This is a genomic window from Pantoea dispersa, assembly GCF_014155765.1.
Taxonomy (GTDB): Bacteria; Pseudomonadota; Gammaproteobacteria; order Enterobacterales; family Enterobacteriaceae; genus Pantoea; species Pantoea dispersa.
On record NZ_SCKT01000001.1, the window covers coordinates 1,115,247 to 1,133,657 of the forward strand.

Annotated in this window: 20 protein-coding genes; 9 read left to right on the top strand and 11 right to left on the bottom strand. The window is 55.7% G+C overall.

The features are described from left to right. Positions 1–520 precede the first annotated feature (520 nt). Positions 521–760 carry a DUF1272 domain-containing protein gene (locus tag H7K56_RS05380; RefSeq protein WP_010615634.1) on the bottom strand — a complete coding sequence of 80 codons (240 nt, stop codon included), beginning with the start codon at positions 758–760 and terminating at the stop codon, positions 521–523. Positions 761–952: 192 nt separating this feature from the next. On the opposite strand from H7K56_RS05380, the gene H7K56_RS05385 reads away from it, so the two are divergent. From H7K56_RS05385 to H7K56_RS05405, 5 genes are all read left to right on the top strand, one after another. Further along, entirely contained in the window at positions 953–2,056 is a 1,104-nt protein-coding gene (locus H7K56_RS05385) for an AI-2E family transporter (RefSeq protein ID WP_058769423.1), read from the top strand. 264 nt (positions 2,057–2,320) lie between these two features. After that, positions 2,321–3,481, top strand: coding sequence for a diguanylate phosphodiesterase (locus H7K56_RS05390; RefSeq protein ID WP_104092678.1), 1,161 nt, complete (start codon positions 2,321–2,323; stop codon positions 3,479–3,481). Positions 3,482–3,547: 66 nt separating this feature from the next. Further along, positions 3,548–3,829 carry a hypothetical protein gene (locus H7K56_RS05395; RefSeq protein WP_021508608.1) on the top strand — a complete coding sequence of 94 codons (282 nt, stop codon included), beginning with the start codon at positions 3,548–3,550 and terminating at the stop codon, positions 3,827–3,829. 180 nt (positions 3,830–4,009) lie between these two features. Then, on the top strand, positions 4,010–4,270 hold the full coding sequence (locus H7K56_RS05400; RefSeq protein ID WP_058769420.1) for a hypothetical protein: 261 nt from the start codon (positions 4,010–4,012) through the stop codon (positions 4,268–4,270). A gap of 80 nt (positions 4,271–4,350) precedes the next feature. Beyond that, a complete protein-coding gene (locus tag H7K56_RS05405) occupies positions 4,351–4,548 on the top strand; it encodes a hypothetical protein (RefSeq protein WP_058769419.1) in 198 nt (65 codons plus the stop codon). Positions 4,549–4,580: 32 nt separating this feature from the next. Here the strand turns inward: H7K56_RS05405 and H7K56_RS05410 are convergent, their stop codons facing one another. From H7K56_RS05410 to ycgZ, 3 genes are all read right to left on the bottom strand, one after another. Next, on the bottom strand, positions 4,581–4,847 hold the full coding sequence (locus H7K56_RS05410) for a biofilm development regulator YmgB/AriR family protein (protein ID WP_104189066.1): 267 nt from the start codon (positions 4,845–4,847) through the stop codon (positions 4,581–4,583). 134 nt (positions 4,848–4,981) lie between these two features. Continuing rightward, complete coding sequence (locus H7K56_RS05415) at positions 4,982–5,251, bottom strand: hypothetical protein (RefSeq protein WP_058775261.1); 270 nt, start codon at positions 5,249–5,251, stop codon at positions 4,982–4,984. A 99-nt stretch (positions 5,252–5,350) separates the two neighbouring features. Further along, on the bottom strand, positions 5,351–5,593 hold the full coding sequence (gene ycgZ / locus H7K56_RS05420; protein WP_021508613.1) for a regulatory protein YcgZ: 243 nt from the start codon (positions 5,591–5,593) through the stop codon (positions 5,351–5,353). Positions 5,594–5,905: 312 nt separating this feature from the next. Here ycgZ and H7K56_RS05425 point away from each other — a divergent pair, with 312 nt between their 5' ends. Continuing rightward, positions 5,906–6,145 carry a biofilm development regulator YmgB/AriR family protein gene (locus H7K56_RS05425; protein ID WP_021508614.1) on the top strand — a complete coding sequence of 80 codons (240 nt, stop codon included), beginning with the start codon at positions 5,906–5,908 and terminating at the stop codon, positions 6,143–6,145. Between the two features lie 221 nt (positions 6,146–6,366). On the opposite strand, the gene H7K56_RS05430 is transcribed toward H7K56_RS05425, so the two are convergent. Both H7K56_RS05430 and H7K56_RS05435 read right to left on the bottom strand, forming a co-directional pair. Further along, positions 6,367–6,627 (bottom strand): hypothetical protein, encoded by a 261-nt coding sequence (locus H7K56_RS05430; protein WP_059010549.1) that lies wholly within the window; start codon positions 6,625–6,627, stop codon positions 6,367–6,369. Positions 6,628–6,791: 164 nt separating this feature from the next. Further along, entirely contained in the window at positions 6,792–8,255 is a 1,464-nt protein-coding gene (locus tag H7K56_RS05435) for a sugar porter family MFS transporter (protein ID WP_259395357.1), read from the bottom strand. A gap of 342 nt (positions 8,256–8,597) precedes the next feature. Here H7K56_RS05435 and H7K56_RS05440 point away from each other — a divergent pair, with 342 nt between their 5' ends. Then, a complete protein-coding gene (locus H7K56_RS05440; protein WP_058781239.1) occupies positions 8,598–9,173 on the top strand; it encodes a TetR/AcrR family transcriptional regulator in 576 nt (191 codons plus the stop codon). 23 nt (positions 9,174–9,196) lie between these two features. Here H7K56_RS05440 and H7K56_RS05445 read toward each other — a convergent pair whose 3' ends face one another. Both H7K56_RS05445 and H7K56_RS05450 read right to left on the bottom strand, forming a co-directional pair. After that, entirely contained in the window at positions 9,197–9,937 is a 741-nt protein-coding gene (locus tag H7K56_RS05445; RefSeq protein ID WP_375140405.1) for a BPL-N domain-containing protein, read from the bottom strand. A gap of 239 nt (positions 9,938–10,176) precedes the next feature. Next, positions 10,177–10,632 carry a MarR family winged helix-turn-helix transcriptional regulator gene (locus tag H7K56_RS05450; RefSeq protein ID WP_058769416.1) on the bottom strand — a complete coding sequence of 152 codons (456 nt, stop codon included), beginning with the start codon at positions 10,630–10,632 and terminating at the stop codon, positions 10,177–10,179. Positions 10,633–10,709: 77 nt separating this feature from the next. On the opposite strand from H7K56_RS05450, the gene H7K56_RS05455 reads away from it, so the two are divergent. Both H7K56_RS05455 and H7K56_RS05460 read left to right on the top strand, forming a co-directional pair. After that, positions 10,710–11,789: an FAD-dependent oxidoreductase gene (locus H7K56_RS05455; RefSeq protein WP_150360906.1), complete on the top strand. Its 1,080-nt coding sequence runs from the start codon at positions 10,710–10,712 to the stop codon at positions 11,787–11,789. Between the two features lie 390 nt (positions 11,790–12,179). Further along, a complete protein-coding gene (locus H7K56_RS05460) occupies positions 12,180–15,413 on the top strand; it encodes an autotransporter domain-containing protein (RefSeq protein ID WP_170264755.1) in 3,234 nt (1,077 codons plus the stop codon). A 260-nt stretch (positions 15,414–15,673) separates the two neighbouring features. On the opposite strand, the gene H7K56_RS05465 is transcribed toward H7K56_RS05460, so the two are convergent. The 3 genes from H7K56_RS05465 to H7K56_RS05475 form a co-directional block, all read right to left on the bottom strand. Next, on the bottom strand, positions 15,674–15,895 hold the full coding sequence (locus tag H7K56_RS05465; protein WP_136545622.1) for a hypothetical protein: 222 nt from the start codon (positions 15,893–15,895) through the stop codon (positions 15,674–15,676). 150 nt (positions 15,896–16,045) lie between these two features. Beyond that, on the bottom strand, positions 16,046–16,471 hold the full coding sequence (locus H7K56_RS05470) for a cell envelope integrity TolA C-terminal domain-containing protein (protein WP_249042725.1): 426 nt from the start codon (positions 16,469–16,471) through the stop codon (positions 16,046–16,048). Between the two features lie 359 nt (positions 16,472–16,830). Beyond that, on the bottom strand, positions 16,831–18,375 hold the full coding sequence (locus H7K56_RS05475) for a methyl-accepting chemotaxis protein (RefSeq protein WP_058775255.1): 1,545 nt from the start codon (positions 18,373–18,375) through the stop codon (positions 16,831–16,833). Positions 18,376–18,411: the final 36 nt, after the last annotated feature.

Below are 18,411 nucleotides of genomic sequence, written 5' to 3' on the forward strand. Positions count from 1 at the left end.
AAGCATAAAGCGGGGAAACCCTGCTAAAAAGAGGGTAAAACTGAAGCACACAACGCCACATCACTAGCATTGCCCGGAAAGAATAACATTCATCAGGGCAAAATACTTTCAGAAAACTTCTATTTTCAGAAAAAACCGTAAAAATGTTCATGGCAGCGAAAATAACCACCAAAGGTACATAACGTGAAAGGAAATAAGGTCCGTGCTCTGACCAGCTGTCGCCAGGAAATATAGTCAGCCCGTATAAAATATCGACATAAAATCACAATACATTGAATTTGAAAGGTAAAAATTAATCAATGCCATTTTTTAGTTATGCCGCCATTTAAGCCGACCGGCAAAATAGCTGACCGGCACATTTCATTGATAGCGAGAGCCCTATTGCTGTGCTGGCAATTAATCGATGTGCGTGATTAATATAACGCTAATTTTTCGTTGCGCTGAAGCATAAGGTTAAATAACCAGCAAGCGGGCGCACAATAATTATGCGCCGGCTGTTAATCCAATTGCGCTGGCGAATTTAGCGGGGTGGCGCAGAAACAGGATATCGCTGAGTTGCAGCCGGATGGCGCAGCAGCGCCTGCGCCGGACGTATCGGCCGCCGCACCAGTTCACCCGCACAATTCGGACAACGCTGCGCCAGCACGCCTTCCGCGCAGTCAACGCAAAACGTGCACTCAAACGAGCAGATGCGCGCATCAGGCGAGGCCGGCGGCAGATCTTTATCGCAGCATTCACAGTTAGGACGTAATTCCAGCATGGCACTCTCCTGTCAGGGTTCAGGGCTATCATCGTCGCCGCCGCCCCGGCGCGCCAGCCTGTGAGCGGACATAGGGCGGACAGTTCGGGACAGCTTTTCATCCTGCACGCCTTGCCTTGCGCGCTAAAAACATTACATTCCGCAAAAGCCGTTCTATAGTTCATTCGCTACGTTTATCTGCGAGGCTTTTGCATGCGTGTTAAAGGGTTAAATATCGGTTTCTTTATAGTGATTCTGGCGATTGTCACGATCGCCTTTTTTGATGTGCTGGCGCCCTATTTCTCTGCCATTTTGTGGGCGGCGATTCTGGCGGTGATCTTTGCGCCGCTGAAGTCACTGCTGCGGCGCAAAATGGGCGACCGCAACGGGCTGGCCTCTTTTGTGACCTTACTGATTATCTGCCTGATCGTGTTCACCCCGCTGGCGATCATCACCTCGTCGCTGGTGGTCGAGATCAATACGGTGTACACCAAGCTGCAAACCAATTCCGCGCAGTTCCCGACGGTGTTTGCCTCGCTGCTGCAGCATCTGCCGGAGTGGGCACAAACCTGGCTGGCGGATCACGATCTGAACAATGCCGCACAGATTCAGCAAAAACTCTCCGGCTTTGCGCTGAAGGGCGGACAATACATGGCGGGCAGCGTGTTCCTGATCGGTAAAGGAACTTTCACCTTCACCGTGGGCTTTGGCGTGATGCTTTATCTGCTGTTTTTCCTGTTGAAAGACGGCGCCTGGCTGGTCGGGCTGATTCTCGAAGCGCTGCCGCTCTCCACCTATGTTAAGCACCATCTGCTGATGAAATTTGCCGCTGTATCGCGCGCGACGGTCAAAGGCACCGTGGTGGTGGCCGTGGTGCAGGGGGTGCTTGGTGGCTTTGCCTTCTGGATCACTGACATCGACGGCAGCCTGCTGTGGGGCGCGCTGATGGCGTTCCTGTCGCTGATTCCGGCAGTCGGCTCGGCCATCGTCTGGGTGCCAGCGGCCATCTTCTTCTTCGCCACCGGTGCGCTGTGGAAAGGCCTGTTCCTGGTGGGCTTCTTCGTTATCGTGGTCGGGCTGGTGGACAACATCCTGCGTCCGCTGCTGGTTGGCAAAGATACCAAAATGCCGGATTACCTGATCCTGATTGCCACGCTGGGCGGCATGGAAGTGTACGGCATCAACGGCTTCGTGATTGGTCCCTTGATCGCTGCCCTGTTCATCGCCTGCTGGAATCTGCTCTCCGGCCGCGACAACCGGGAAAATGTCGAAGAGATCGACGAAGAGTTTATCGAAGAGGGTAAAACCCGCGAGTAGCAGCGGTATAACAACTAAAGACCTGCTGACGGGCCACTATCGCTCACTGGCAGGCTCATCCAAAGCGGCGCTTTAAAGCGCCGCTTGTCTTTTCAGCGCGGCCGCCAGGCTGTCTCGCACGCAACGCTGTCTGCGCCTTTACTGACCTTTCCCTCCTGCCTTCACCCTTTTACCGGGCTCAGTCAGCACTCAGCCCGGACGTTTCACAATTAAACCCATGCTGCTAAGGTGTCAGAGGACAATCGCGACAATCTGGAGCGTATAATGCTTACAACAATAATTTATCGCAGCCACATCTCTGAAGATGTTCCCGTCAATATCCTGCCGGAGATGGTGGCAAAAGCGAGTCTGCTCAATGCTGAGCATCATGTTACCGGCATCCTGCTGTTTAACGGCACGCACTTTTTTCAAATCCTGGAAGGGCCGGAGCAAGGCGTTCTGGCAATCTACGCCCGCATCTGTGCCGACCGGCGTCATCACAATGTGGTCGAGCTGATGCGCGACTACTCCCCTTCGCGGCGTTTCGGTAATGCTGGCATGGAGCTGTTCGATTTGCGTAATCACCACAGCGGCAGTGTGCTGCAGGCGGTGCTTGATCGCGGCACGTCGAAATATCAGCTGACCTATGACGATCGCGGGCTACAGTTCCTCAGAACCTTTGTCGAAGCGCGTGAAAAAGAGAACTACTTTGAAGTGCCGCCGGCTGATTGCTGGGAGTTCATCCCCGCGGAAGGGCAATCTCCCGCGCCGGCCAGTGGCGTCACTTTCCGCCCAGTGGTTGATCCCCTCGGCCGTGAAGTGACGGCCATTGAGGCGATTCCGCACGCGCAACCCGCCGGATTAAAGGAACATGAGCGTTACATTCATGACCTCAACGTGGTGACAGACGCACTGCATAAAGCCGGCCAGGCATGTCCCGATGGCATGACGCTGTATATCAGTATCCTGCCGATGACGCTGGTTTATCTTCCCGATGCGGTAAGTCAGCTGGTCAGCGCCATCGCGCAGGCGGAGCTGGTGCCGCAGCAAATCATTCTTGGCGTGAGCGAAACGGAAGTCATCTCCCGGCTGGAAGATTTTTCCACGGCGGTCAGACAGCTGAAAGAGGCTGGCATCAGCCTTTCCATTGATAACTTCGGCGACGGCTCGGCCGGTCTCTCTTTACTGGCGCACGTCCAGCCTGACCGGGTACGTATCGGCGCAAATATTGTACGTGATATTCATCGTAGCGGCCCGAAGCAGGCGGTGATGCAGGCGGTCATCCGCTGTTGTTCGGCGCTGGAAATCAACGTCATTGCGGCCGGCATTGAGCGTCCCGAAGAGTGGATGTGGCTGGAGGCGGCCGGGATCATCGATTTCCAGGGCAGCCTGTTTACGCCTGAGGGCGGTGCCGTGGCATGGCCTGAGAGCCGCGAGGCGATCTGAAAGCGGTTAAGCCTGACGACGCAGAACCTCTGAAGAGATAAAACGTCAGGCTCACAGGAGAAGACAATGCTGAGCGATGCCCGACTGCAGTTTATATCCAGCCATCCGGAGGAGAACGAACCGGAGGCGGTATCCATGGCGCGCGAGTTACTTCGGTACCGCAGTGCGCTGGCGCAGCCATGGGCTGTGGTGGAGGGACTGGGTGTGAAGTACGTGGAGGACGGTAACGGGGCGATGATCTGGCCGGCGCGTTACTGCGAACGCGGCGACACCTTACTTTATCGTCTGGATCAGGCGGCTTCAGAGGTCAGCGGGCGCGCTGAAGCCGCGGAACCCGTCAGAAAGTAGCGCCGTGATGGCCGGTGCGAACGCAAATGTCATCCTCTTTGCAACGCCGGCAACGCAATATGCTGATCATTGCGCCGATAACCCGCGTCCGGCATCTTTTAGCGGAGTTTGATGTGCTCAATGTGTCCGGGTGAGATTCCTGTGGTAAGCTCATTGCCCTAACCGCAGCCGGACAGACTGATGAAAAACAATTTTGACGATAAAATGGCGGATATCATCATCGGAGAAGCCGTAACGGCGTTACTCGATGATAACGTCGCCATAAGCTGGGCGGCCCTCAACGACAGGCTGCAGGCGATGCTTGACCGCGAAACAGACAGTGACCGAATTCGTGCTGTGCTGCGTGTCATTGAGGACGTCAGACGGGAAATGGAGATGAGCGCGGTGAAGAAAGAGACGTTCACTGCCGGGCATTTTTCTTTTTCCGGCAAGCTGCACTGATCGCTGCCTGACAATCTGCCGCGCCTGACGCTGTGGTTTCTGCTATACTGTATGCTTATCCACCAACGGATGGAGGTCATTTGAGCGATGACACCACCGCCGAAGATATCTACGCCGTTATTGGAACGGTTGTGGCACGCCTTCTTAAGCCGGACCAGCACCTGACACTTCAGGATATCACCCATGCCCTGCATCATCTTGGCGAAACGGCAAGCGAAGATAAACAGCGGCAGGCCTGTTTAAACGCCATCAGTATGCTTGTGAAGCAGATGCACTAAGCTTAATCTACTGCTCCGGCTTACTAACCTTTTCAGAACCCTTCATCATCCGGCGTTCTGCCGACCACGATTTCAAGCACGTTGCGCAGTACATCCAGTTTGACAATATCGGTGGTCATCTCAAGCTCTGCGATGAGATACAAGATGATGGTTTTGCTCGTCACTTTTTGGCCATGGATGACGATGTCGCGAATCACGGCATCCAGTGCCGCGGCTTCGGCTGCATAGCGCTCACCGCCGCTGCGAAAATGGTGAATAAGGGCCGCTTCAGCGCTGAATGCGTGTTCGTTGGTTTGCATGTGTAGTTATCCGTAAACCGGGCGCTGCTGACAGCCCGGTGGTCGCCAAAAAAATCGGCCATCCTGAGATGGCCGTGTTATGCCGGGCGTCCTGCCACACTCCGGTTAATCACGAGATCGTATCGTCCCTGTCATTAATGCTTTTTACCAGCCCTGGGTTGTGACATCCCGCCCAGAGCAGCCATCGGCTTTTCACGATTTTCCCGGGCTGCTGACTGCATCTGCAGCTCCCTAATGGCGATCCTGATCGCCTCCAGACGGTCGGGATTAAATTCCTCTGCGGCCATTGACCGGAGCCGGGCTGAAACGGTCGCCACATTGATTCGTTCATTATTATCGAGCAGCCTGACCACCGCCTCGCCCAGAACGATTTCGGTTAAACGTTCAATTTGACTTCTCTGCATGCCCACCCCCTGCGGGACTGTGCCCTTTCGGACAAGTGGCTGACCCTTCCCGGGTCATAAAGCGCATGCTGCAGGTACCACCGATTATCCCTTTTCGTATCAGCGTTCAAACAGCATGCCAATCAGCGTCTGGTAATGACGCTCTTCTTCATAATTCGCCGCGACCTCAAGGCGTCTCAGCAGTTTGGTGCAGATCGCCTTACGGTTGAGGTTTTTTCCTGCGCGCAGGATCTCAACGACAATCTGCCCCAGCGTTTCCTGCTGAGTAGGTGCTGTCGCTCTGCTGAAATAGCGGGCAATCTCACTGGCGCTATCTGGAAATTTTGCAACATTCTGACGCATGATGAACCCCTCGAATGGTTAAAATACCGTCGCTTCTCTCTGTGCGTAAACTTATACAAAGAAATAAAACTTGTACAGCAATACTGTTTCTGTATTAGCTACGTTCTTGTGCAAAAAATGCTAACACCTTAATCTCAGGGGCTTACGCGCTGAAATAACCGGCATGATGGCTGGGTTCAGCGGCAGGAAAAACGGTATCGGTTTGGACAACCCGCTGATTTCCTGACACGGGGAGAGGATTGTTGCTGTACAGACGATATCGTATCGGTTACTTTGCGCCCTACAAGATGATCGTGTGCTGCAGGTGGACAAATGAGAAACAACGGGCTGCCGCCTTGTCACAATACCGGACTAGCCGGTTACTTCAGTCAGGTCACCGATCCCCGCCAGATTGCGCTACTGGGACGCATCACCGTTGAAATTTTGCGTCAGGAACGTCGGCTGACGCGCACCGCGATCTGTCTCAAGCTTATCGGGCACATCAATGACACGGACGATGACGTCGAAGCGGAACAGGCACGTTCCCTGCTGGCGATGCTGTTTGGTCGCTGATCGTTTGATTCATCCGCTCACCTTCAGCGCGTTGCACATTCGTCGCTAAAGCCCGCATCCGTTGCCACATGCCGCGTTGCCGAAAATCGTTAATACGAGGTTTGATGGTGGTGAAGACGTCATCCCTGACAGTTTTCTCCGGCCGGTACACGCTAACGCGCGTCCGATGAGGTCATCTACGTTGTCGTCTTCCGGCCAGAGCCGGACTACGTCTTATGGCGTCAGTTCTTCTCGTCGTTCAGGCCTGCAAGCGTCTGCAGGTACGGCACATGGATCGCGGCCTGCTCAGGCTCATCGAAGCTTCTGAGCCAGCCGATCGCCTCTGAAATCGCGGACAGACGTATGTCGCTGCCGCCAGCGCGTTTCATGTGTCTGAGCTCGTCGATAAGCGTATTAACGCTGATCTTCTTTTTGCCCAAAGCCAGGCTTAGTGCCGCTTCGCCAATAATGACGTGCCCTTTCCCGTCGTGTTGAATAGACAAATTTACTTCCTCCATTTCACGTTGATGAGAACCTCACGTCACACTGTAGACCCTATTGAGCGAACCGGTGCAGGCAAGTTCTGAAATGAAGCCTGTAACAGGAATTATTTAACAGAGTATGGCGATAATGCCGCGGCGGGTGCCGCGGCACAGCGTGCTGGGGATCAGGTTGATGACGCGGCTTGATCCGCAGGTTCACCAAAATGCTCGCGCATGTGAGATTCAATCTCTTCCAGTGATTTCCCCCGGGTTTCCGGCAACATCACGGCAATAAACATCAGGGAAGCCACATTGATTGCGGCAAAGATAAAGAACGCCTTATTACCAACCAGCGACAGCAAAGGCGGAAATGCAAGCGCTACCACGGCGTTGCATATCCACTGAAACGCTACCGCTGAACCGGTTAATACCCCGCGAACTTTCATCGGAAACAACTCCGACATCAGCAGCCAGTAAACCGGGGAAATGCACATCTGCATAAAGAACAGGAACACCAGAATACACGCCAGCGCCAGCAGGCTTTGCGTCAGGCTTTGCGGCATGAGAACCAGCACCGCGCCCAGCGCCAGCTGCATCGCAATCACCACCGACAGCCCGGTCATCAGCATCGGGCGCCGGCCGAAATGGCTGATGGCTTTAATGCCGGCAAAGGTGGCCAGTACTGATACCACCCCGTTGCCGATGGTGGCCGCAATCGAAGCACTGGTGCCCAGCCCGGTACTTTTCAGAATGACCGGCGTGTAATACATGAAGGCGTTGACGCCGGTAAACTGCGCGACAATGCCCATGCCACAGCCCAGCAGCAGCAGACGCACAATCCATTTTTCTTTTAACAGTTCGCGTGCGGGTGGCCCCTGACGGGCTTCGCGGGCATTCTGCCGCATCTCTGCCATCTCTTTTTTAATCTCGCGCGGATTTTCCCGCAGTTTGCGCAGGATACGCAGCGCCTCATTAAAGCGCCCTTCCGCCACCATCCAGTGCGGTGAGGCCGGGACAAAAAAGGTGCCAATAAACAGCAGAATACCGGGGATCATCGCCAGCGACAGCATATAGCGCCACATGCCCGGATCGTGCAGTAACAAACTCATGGCGGCGCTGACGACATAAGCCAGCAGTTGCCCTGACACAATCATCAGTTCGTTGCGGCTGACCAGCGGTGCCCGGCGCTTAGGCCCGGCAATTTCAGCGATAAAGACCGGAACCGTTGACGATCCGCCGCCCACCGCGAAACCCAGAATAAAGCGCATCACCACCATGATTTCCAGATTCGGCGCAACCGTGGTGCCTAACGCCCCGGCAATGAACAACAGGGCAAGGCTGCGTAACGTGATACGGCGACCAAAGCGGTCCGAGACATAACCGCTGATGAACGCGCCGAGCGCGGAGCCAAAGGTGAGCGCAGAGGTCACCAGCCCTTCGGTAAATGGCGTGAGATCGAGACCGCCCTGCGCGGCGGGCAGCGTCATGTAGGGCAGCGCGCCGGAAATAATGCCGGTGTCGTAGCCAAACGCCAGCGCGCCCATCGTGGCGACTAACACCACAAAAAACAGGCGCTGCTGAACAGTAAACGTCAGGCTGCCGCCATCATCTGATTGAGACTGCAAAGGATTTTGCTTGCTATCGTCCATGGGTGATTCAAGACCTGGTCAATGACGGGATAAAAAGGAGGTTTGAGTATAGTCAGAAACGAGAAAGTGTGAGGCCGGTCACGATTTTTACCGGATGGCGACTGATTAAAATTCCGCACCGCCCTGACTGCACAGCACATGTTTGCGCCGCAGCCGCGCGCTCGCACTGCGCTCAAATCCTGGCTGGCCTGCTGCAATCCCGCCCCCGACAGGGGGAAAATTTTCTGCTAAGGTACGCTGGCTGGTTAAAGAGAAACACGCTGAGGCGTAACGCAGAAAGGCAGGTCCGTCGACAGGTTGCTGAATTAACGTTCAGGAAAACGGTGTCTTTTAAGGTTGAACGTGAAAAAAGAAACGGTTAAGAAAAATATCATTCTCGCGGCGCTGCAGCTGTTTCGGGAGCGCGGCTTCAACAATGTTTCAACCCGCGATCTGACCAACACGCTGGGCATATCCCGCAGCCACATCTACCACTATTTCAAAAACTGGGATGCGCTGAGGCTGGACTCGATTGCTTTCATGCTGGATGAGGACGTTGCCGCTTTCTCTGTAGAGAGCGAAAAGAGGGATGATTCACAGCATGACGCCTTTTTTCGTGCGCTGGTGGATTATCTCCTGCCAGACGGGCCGGCTTCTCACTGGTTGATCTACCTCGAGTTGTGGCCGCTGGCGGCAAGGGATACGCAATATGAGCAGCTGCTGCTCTCCAGCACGCAGACGTGGACGGCGATCATCCGTCAGGGCTTATCAGGCCAGGCATTTGGCCACCTCAGCGAAGCAGGTAAAGACGAGGTGGCGCGTAATCTTCACGCCCTGATTGACGGTTATTCAAGCGCGCTTATTCTTAACTACTCTGCGGATAAGCGGACACATTTTTTTCTTGAGATAATGGCCGCCTTGCAGAAACTTTGTCGCTAGCAGGGATTTTTCCACATAGCCGCTTACCTCCCGGGCTTTAAATCATTAAACAGCCTGGCCATCTTGCTGCCGGCTGAGGTGTAGGCCGGATTGTTTTTCTCCGGCGCCATCCAGCTTTCATCCGCTTCCGGATGCGGTCCGCTCAGGAGCACCGTGCCTTTACCGTAAGTATATTTCGCCAGCGCGATATCACCGTTGGCATAGCGCGCCAGAGCGACGAAGCCGTGCGCGTCTTCGGCATTCAGGTAAGGACCATCCTGATAATAAAATTTTTCGGTTTTCCCCTCCCAGACAACATCGACAACGTAATCGCCTTCGTCGGGTATGTTAGTCCCCTTGCGCATGACTTCAGAGTCCAGCGATGAGGGGATCAGCCCCAGCCAGTTTTCATCGGCCAGATACGCGCCCATACACAATCCGAGAAAGCTTTTTCCATTGCGGACAAATTTGCGTATGGCCTCAGCCCCTTCGTCGCCCAGCGCAGCAAAGGCGCCGGGGATGTCCTGCCCGCCGCCGGGCTGGATGTACACATCAAAACTGGCGAGATTATCCTCCGTGACCTTTATTTTTTCCTGCTCTCCGACATAGGCGATGTCCAGCGGCAGACCACTCTGTTCCAGCGCTTTACGGACCATTTCGGAGCAGCCCGGACAACCGGCACCGCCGCGATAGATAGCGACATGGGTGACGGCAGCACTGGCCATATTCGCGGTGGCTAACCCACCGGCAAACAGAATGGCAGCATACGTCAGAAGGTTCTTCATCAGATAACGCCAGAAACAGGAGGAGGCTCTCAGTAACATTGTTTTCACCATCAGCGGCAGGACCAGGCTCAAAATTAGAGCGACCGCTCAATTTAAGGCCAGCACGAAGAGGCTGTCAACAGCCTGACAGCGCGAAAAATACAAACCCCTGTTTTAATTAGTCTTTCACATGATCCCGTCAACGGCTGCCGCGATTGTGCCGGTTGCAGAAGGAGTGTCTGAACCTGACCGGCCGGGAATTATTCGATAAAACCGCTGGCAGACTGCCGTAACCGCCCGGTGATAGCGATCAACCCTTCGATGTCTTCCGGCGTCAGCAAATCGAGGAAATTTCGCCGCACGCCCGCGGCATGTATCGGCCGCGCTGTAGCAAGCAGCTGGCTCCCTGCCTCTGTCATGCGGACTGAAATCCCTGCGCGAGTCGTGCGGCTGCGCTGTACCAGATCCCGGGCGGCCATACGTGAAAGCTGGTGCGATAGCCGCGACTTGTCCCATTCAAGGTATTCCAGCAACTCTCGCTGCAGCAGTACGCCCTGCGGACTGCGGTTGATTTCCATCAGGATCATGAAATCCGGACCGGACAACCCGGTCGCCTCATTGATCTCTCTGACAATGCGTCCGGTGATGATTTCAGCAAGCCGGCGATATCCGCGCCATGCCTGCCACTCTGCGTCTGAAATCTCTGTGCTGCCCATTATTTATCCCGTCGCGTAGTTGATATGTCAACTTTGTGATTATACAGTATCCACTTTCACATTGGGGAAGAAAAGACATGTCGGACAAACTGACTATCGCTATTGTGGGCGGCGGCCCGGCAGGCCTCACGGCGGCCGTGATTCTTCAGCGCCACGGTTTTAACGTAACGGTGTTTGAGGATGAGCCGGCGGATGCTGCGCGGAGTCAGGGCGGCTCGCTTGATTTGCATGCTGACAGCGGCCAGGCGGCACTGCACAGAGCGGGCCTGCTGGAGCAGTTCATCAGTATCGCCAGGCATGAGGATCAGGAAAGCCGGATGCTGAATTACCTTACCGGAGACATTGAGGTCGACAGATTCACGCCGGAAGGTGAAATGGATAAACCGGAAATCGATCGCGGTGAGTTGAAAAACCTGCTGCTGAGCGCCCTGTTACCGCAGACCCTGCAGTGGGATCACAAACTGCATTACATTGACTATGGCCAGCAAAAAGCGCATGGGTTGGTGTTCAGAAACGGCAGCCGCTACGAAGCCGATATCGTGATTGGTGCAGACGGTGCCTGGTCGCGGGTCCGCCGTTATCTGACGCCGGTACGTCCGGTTTATACCGGCATTACCTTTTTCGAAGGCTGGATAGATCACCCGTCCGACCAAATCAACAGCATTGCCGGCAACGGGACCGCGTTCAGCTTCGGCGGTGCGCAGGCGCTGGTCACGCAACGCAACGGCGGCGGGAGGATTTGCGTCTATGCGGCGATGAAGCGCGCCCCTGATGTCATCGATCAACACATAGCCTCCTCCGGCCTCACCGCCTGGGTGCGCGACAGCTACCGCGACTGGGCCGCTTCCCTGCAGTTGGTGGTAAACGCCACCGGTGACTATGTCAGACGCCCGATTTACAGCCTGCCCGCCGATTTTGGCTGGGCACCACGGCCGGGCATCACCCTGATTGGCGATGCCGCTCACCTGATGCCGCCGGTTGGCGTCGGAGTCAACCTGGCGATGCTTGATGCTTCAGACCTGGCTCTGGCACTGTGCGAGGCCTCGCACCCGCAGAACGGACTGCGCTCTGCGGAGATCCTGATTATGGAACGCGCACGCGACATGATGCCTGATGCAATAGCGGGGTTTCAGAACTGGTTCGATGAGAAAGCCTGAGCCGATCTGACAGCATGAGTTCAGACAACGCACTCGCGGATTATTGCCTAACCCGCGTGATAGCCGGTTTTTACTCCCTTAATTACGCTTTTGTCATCGTCGCTTCCCGGTAACATAAAAAACATAAAAATATTAATCATCTCTGGGTAGCGCATGAATGCTTCTTCAACCGCCGGGCGTATTTACGCCTGGCTGATAACGGCTGCTTTTTTTTGGGGTATCACTCCGTCAGCCTCAGCGTTATCTAACGGCTGTGCTACCGTCAATGCCCTGTCAGGTTCCACCTCTCTGTCCTATAGCGCCAACAGGTATCCTGCCTCGGACTTTACCGCTGGCGACGCGTTGACGCTGAGCTTTACCGACAGCGGTTCTGCTGTGGGCGGCACTCCCATGAACGCCGACAGTCTGAGCGTGGCCCGTTTTGACCTGAGTAATGCTCAGACTTACAACGCCGTAAATTCAACCACAACCACTTCCCACACCGTGACAATCACCGTACCGGCCGGCAGTCTGGAGACCAACGGGCTGGCCGTGCGGATTACCACCTCGCATGGACAGCTCAGTAACCTCGTATTTAACTGTACCAGTGCAACATCGTCATCCAGCGATGCCACGCTGTCAGGCCTGTCATTGTCTGCTGGCGCACTGTCACCGTCTTTCAGCGCCGCCACCAGCAATTACAGCGCATCGGTTGCGTTCGATGTTTCGTCGGTGACGGTAACGCCGGTAGTGAATGAAAGCCATGCCACGGTGACAGTCAATGGCTCATCAGTGGCTTCGGGTTCGGCCTCGCAGGCCATCGCGCTTAACGTCGGAAGCAACACTATTTCCGTGGTGGTGAGCGCGCAGGATGGTACCACCCGCGGGTACAGCATCAGCGTGACCCGTGCAGAAGCGCCGCCAGCCTCGGCAAACAGCAGTTCAACCGTTGCGGCCAACAGCACCAATAACACTATTTCGCTGGCGCTCAGCGGTGAGGCGGCGACGTCGGTAACTCTCGTAACGCCTCCGGCACACGGTAGCGCCACGGTTTCAGGTATTGACGTGATGTATACGCCGGCAGCAGGTTATTCCGGCAGCGACAGCTTTGTCTGGCATGCCGCAAATGGGGGTGGAACCTCTGCGGATGCTACCGTAGCGCTGACTGTCAGCGCTCCCGCGCTGGCGCTGTCACCGACATCGGGTGCGCTGTCCGCCGCGACGGTCGGCAACACCTGGTCGCAGACGCTCACCGCCTCAGGCGGCACGGCTCCGTATACCTGGAGCAGCACCGCTTTGCCGCCAGGCCTGTCGCTGAACGCATCCGCCGGTACGCTGTCCGGAACGCCCGCAGCGGCAGGAAATTATCACTTCCAGGTCATCGCGACGGACGCCCTAGGCGCCAGCGGCTCCGCCAGCTACACGCTGACTATCAACGCTGCGGCCCCCTCAGCCAGCAACAGTACCGCCACGGTCGCCGCCAACAGCAACAACAATACGCTGCCTCTCAGCCTTTCCGGCGGCGTCGCGACGTCCATCACCATCATTACTCCACCTTCACACGGCAGCATTACCGTATCCGGCACCAGCATAACGTACCAACCTGCTGCAGGATTCTCGGGAAGCGACAGTCTCACTTACACCGCCAGCAACAGTAGCGGAACCTCCAGCAGCGCGCAGGTTTTAATCAGCGTGTCGCAGTCCGTCCTGACGCTTTCGCCACCCGGCGGAACGCTGCAGCCTGCAACCGCCGGCAGCGACTGGACAACAACAGTGACCGCAGCAGGCGGGACGGCTCCCTATTCTTTCAGCGCGCTTAACCTGCCAGCAGGCATCAGCCTGGACAGCCCGACAGGCAAACTCTCAGGCACACCTGAGGCAGCCGGGAATTATCGTTTTCAGATCACCGCAGCAGACAGCCTGGGTAACCGCAGCACAGCCAGTTATACCCTGGCTGTCACGGCAGCTACGCAGTCAGTCCTGCAGCTACAACCCGCAGGCGGTCAGTTGCCACCAGCTGAAGCAGGAAAAATGTACGCACAGACTTTCAGCGTGACGGGAGGAACCGCGCCCTATCGCTGGCTGTCTGGCGGAACGCTGCCTGCGGGCATGGCGTTCGCTGATGGACAGCTCAGCGGTGTGCCACAGGCAGCCGGTAATAGCCAGTTCAGTGTTCAGGTTACCGATGCTGTCGGCGCTACCGTGCGGGTTAATTACACGCTGTCGGTGACGGCTGCCGGGCCTCAGGCCACTGACCACAGCGCCACGCTTGTTGCCGGTCAGTCGGTCATGGTGAACCTGACCAGCGGTGCGACAGGCGGTCCGTTTACCGGCGCGCAGTTGCTTGATCAACCGGAAAGCAGCCTCGGCAAAGCCGAAATACGTGCGTCGGGAAGTGAGTTTCAGCTGTTTTTCACCGCAGCCGCACAGGCCAGTGGCAGCGTCGCACTGCGCTATGTGCTGACCGGCCCTGCTGGCACAACGCCGCCGGCCGGCGTGACGTTGACGATTACCGCCCGTCCCAACCCTGCGCAGGACGCAGATGTCATTGGTCTGGTCAGCGCTCAGTATCGTGCCGCGCAGAGTTTCGCTCGCGCGCAGCTACGAAACTTCAGCGACAGGCTGGAACAGTTACACAGCGGCGGCGAGCTCCCTTCGGACATCAACGGCATCCGCTTTTCGCTGCCATCGGCTCAGGCAGAGCATGATGCTGACGAGAAAATGTGGGCAACCGCGTGGCAGCAGAAAGCCTTCATTGATCACCGTCCGACGCAGCCCTCTCTCCCCGCGCTGCCCTTCTCCACCGGCAGGCAGGTACAGCGCCTGTCTTACTGGACAGGCGGCTATGTTGATTTTGGTGGTGATAAAGCCGGCGGCGTGCATTTCAGTCATACCACCGTGGGCGTGTCTACCGGTGCCGACTACCGCTTCACTTCCGCCGTCGCGGCAGGATTAGGTATTGGTTTTGGCCGTGACGTCAGCGACATTGGCGACAGCGGCACGCGGACCAACGGGCGCGCATTCAGCACAGCACTGTATGGCAGCTATCATCCAGGGACGTTCTTCGTGGACGGCCTGCTTGGGCATGGCGTGATGGACTTCGATAGCAAACGCGTCATCACCGGCACTTCCAGTGAAGCTCGCGGCAGCCGTTCCGGACGGCAGATTTTCGCTTCGCTGACCTCAGGCTATGAATTGCGAACCACAGACAGCCTGTTATCACCTTATGGCCGCCTGCAGTATTACCGCACATGGCTTAATGGCTACAGTGAGTCCGGCGCTGGCGCATATAGTCTGGCTTATGCTCCGCAAACGGATTCTCAGATTATTGGTGGTGCCGGGCTGCGCGGTGAGCATCGGGTAACGAGCGGTCAAATCGCGCTGCGCTTGCAGGGCCGGGTGGAGTACGCGCAGACACTCAGCAACAATGGTATCGCTCGTGTAGGTTATGCTGATACGGGCAACGACACGTGGCGAGTACCGCTGACCGAGCCGAGCCGCCAGACGTTAACGGCAGGCACCGCAGTCGATTTTCTGCTGCCGCACAATATCACGCCCGGAATCGCTTACCAGGGAACGCTGGGGCTTGATGCACAGCGCACCCGCGATCAGATGATCATGATTCGGGTGAATATTGGATTCTGAGTGGAGAGTTGCGGAGTTGGATAACTTACTGATGAGGCAAAGACTCATCACAAAGCAGAAGACACCAGTTGGAAGCTGCAGCTACTCAGTTCCATACACTGTCGATGTAAAGCCCAGCCTCTGACAGCAAAACCTAAAAAGCGTCCTTCGCGACGCTTTTTCATATTTATAAGACTTATTTCTGGCCAGGGCTAAATCAGACATCGCTCTCAGCCAGTCGCAAAAGATTATCACCCGGCTTTGAATATGCCCGGCGCGGTTTACTGTTGCTGTTGCTTTTGTTCCGCCTCTTTCTGTTTTTTGGCGGCCATGTGGTGGCCCACCGCGCAGCCAGCTGCCGCACCGGCAACGCCATGATGAACCAGATGACCTGCCACGCCGCCAGCGACAGCGCCTTTCAGGCAGCCTTTTGCCTCTGCCTGGGCGCTAACCACTAAAAGAAGGCCTGCCGCTGCCAGGGCCGCAATCCACTGTTTTTTCATTGCCGTAAATCTCCATAAAGATACGTGTTATCTCTGTGATGCTGAGCATAGCCTGGCCGGGCTGACGGCGTGATATACAGGGGTTAAACGGCAAACTTTGTTACCTATGGTTACGCTTATGCAGCAACGGTCTGATCGGGAGAAAGCCAGTCAGGGCGCAAAACGCACCGGTATCTTTTCTTTCAGATACGCAGGCCGCATGGGAAAGGTGTTGGCATCTATCGCCTGCTTTACCGCATCGATAGCGACGGCGCACAGATCAGCATCTCCGGCCTGCGCAGTGACGTTTGTCGGTGGCTGACCTAAGGGTTGCGTAATGACCAAATCACAGGTCTTACCGTGATATAAATTCGCGTCAAAAAACCGATACTGTATTGCGGTAACGGCCTGACAAAGCCACAGATGGGTATCTTTATTTGCTAATTGCGAGGAGGTTTGCGATTCGCACTCACTTCTTATCTCGGAAGCGGTTGGAAACCTGAATGATTGCCTTGCTGTTTGTTTAGTATGGGACTGGCAGCCGACTAATAACATGACGGCGATAAGTGAGAGTGTTTTTTTCATCATGGCATCCATGCAAATCATTTATGCATTTATAGCATCCCGGATAGATTGCGGAAACCGTGCCTGCTATCGGGTTGCTTTCGCATTGGCAGCGAATACTCACCCCAGCAACCGACCGCATTCCAGATGTGAGAATAAACAGCGTAACGTCTCAAGCCAATTCGCAGACCCCATCAAAGGTTGCGAAATAAGGCCAGCGTGTTTTGGCCAGCCTGACATGCAGGGATAGGTTTCTGTTGAAAAGTCGGGACGGCTGCAGAATAAATTCAGCAAACATCTTTCTACCCCGCCCGACTCAATCCCCAATATGCACGTAAGTTATTGAGCGTCCTTAGTCTGATTTCTACTCAGGAACGCTGAGCCCTTTTACGTCAGACACGAAATGTGTCTACCATCCCCCGCAGAGCGTGCGCCTGCTCAGAGAGAGACTGAGACGCCGAAGAGGACTCTTCAACCAGTGCAGCGTTATTCTGCGTGACACCATCCATCTGACTTACCGCAATGCTAACCTGAGAAATGCCCTGCATCTGTTCTGAAGAAGCCAGTGAAATATTATCCATGGCCTCTGCCAGTTCGCCCACCATGCTGACAATCTTCAATATGCTCTGCCCTGTACCTGCTGCCACCTCAACGCCGCTTTCGACCTGCTCAACGGCCTGTTCAATCAGCTGTTTGATGTCGCGAGCAGCATTTGCACTGCGCTGTGCAAGCGTTCTGACTTCACCGGCAACCACGGCAAAACCGCGTCCTTCTTCACCTGCCCGGGCAGCCTCCACGGCTGCGTTGAGCGCCAGAATGTTGGTCTGGAAGGCAATGCTTTCGATCACGGAGGTGATGTCCCTTACCTTTGTCGCGCTCAATGAGATCTCATTCATGGTTTCAGACATACGCTGTACGTCGGCCTCACCTGCGCGTGCCAGCGTTGCCGCATCCCGGGCAGACCCAGCGGTCTGCTGCGCGCCGGCCGTATTACTTTTCACGGTGGCGGTAAGCTGCTCCATACTGGCCGCAGTTTCCTGCAGCGCTGCAGCCTGCTCCTCGGTGCGGGATGACAATTCTGTATTGCCCTGTGATATCTCATCCGCTGCCAGCGCCACAGAAGCAGCAGAGTCTTTTATCTTTGATACCAGACCACGCAGGTTTGCCTGCATGCCATCCAGAGAAGCCATCAGGCTGGTACTGTCATTGTTTCGCAGCGTTACAGGCGTCGTCAGGTCGCCAGAAGCAATGGTCGCCGCAAGTGTCTGCGCCTGCACTGGCTCGCCGCCCAGCTGGCGCATCAGTACGCGAATGGTCATAACGCATGTTCCCACTGCCAGCAGTGCTGATGCGGCCGCGAGCAACATCAGTATCAGCGATGCCCGGCGTGTCGCCTGACTGTTGGTTTCAACAGCGGACTGCGTATTTTTCATCTGAACCAGCGTCATGTCATTAAGCGCTTTGAGCAAGGTACTCTGCACCGGGCGCGTAACGTTCAGCAGATAGGCAGTGGCTTCCTCAGCGCGATTTTCAAGCCCGAGCCGGCCAGCCTGCTTCAGCGACGAAAGTGCAGGCTCCTCAGCTTCAGTAATGCGGCTCATGACTTCCCGCCCCTGCGGTGTTGAATCCTCCTGCATCACCTCAGCCAGAGCGTTGCGGCTGGCTATATACTGCGCTTCTTGTTTTTGGACGCGCTCCCATTCAGGCTTCATTGCCTGAACATCCGTCAGGAGCGCCAGGTTACGAACCGCAATGCCCATATCCCTGATGCTGCCTCGCATATCCAGCACCAGCTGATACTTTTTCATTTTGACGTTGACCGCATCGTCCATGCCTTTGGTCGCACTACTCAGGGCGTTGAGCGCAATGCCGGTACAGATAATAAAAAGCACAATAAGCAGGCCAAAGCCCGTTGCAAGCCGGGTAGATATTTTCATATTAATTCTCGCTGTAAGTAGATGAGAGTGTCAGAT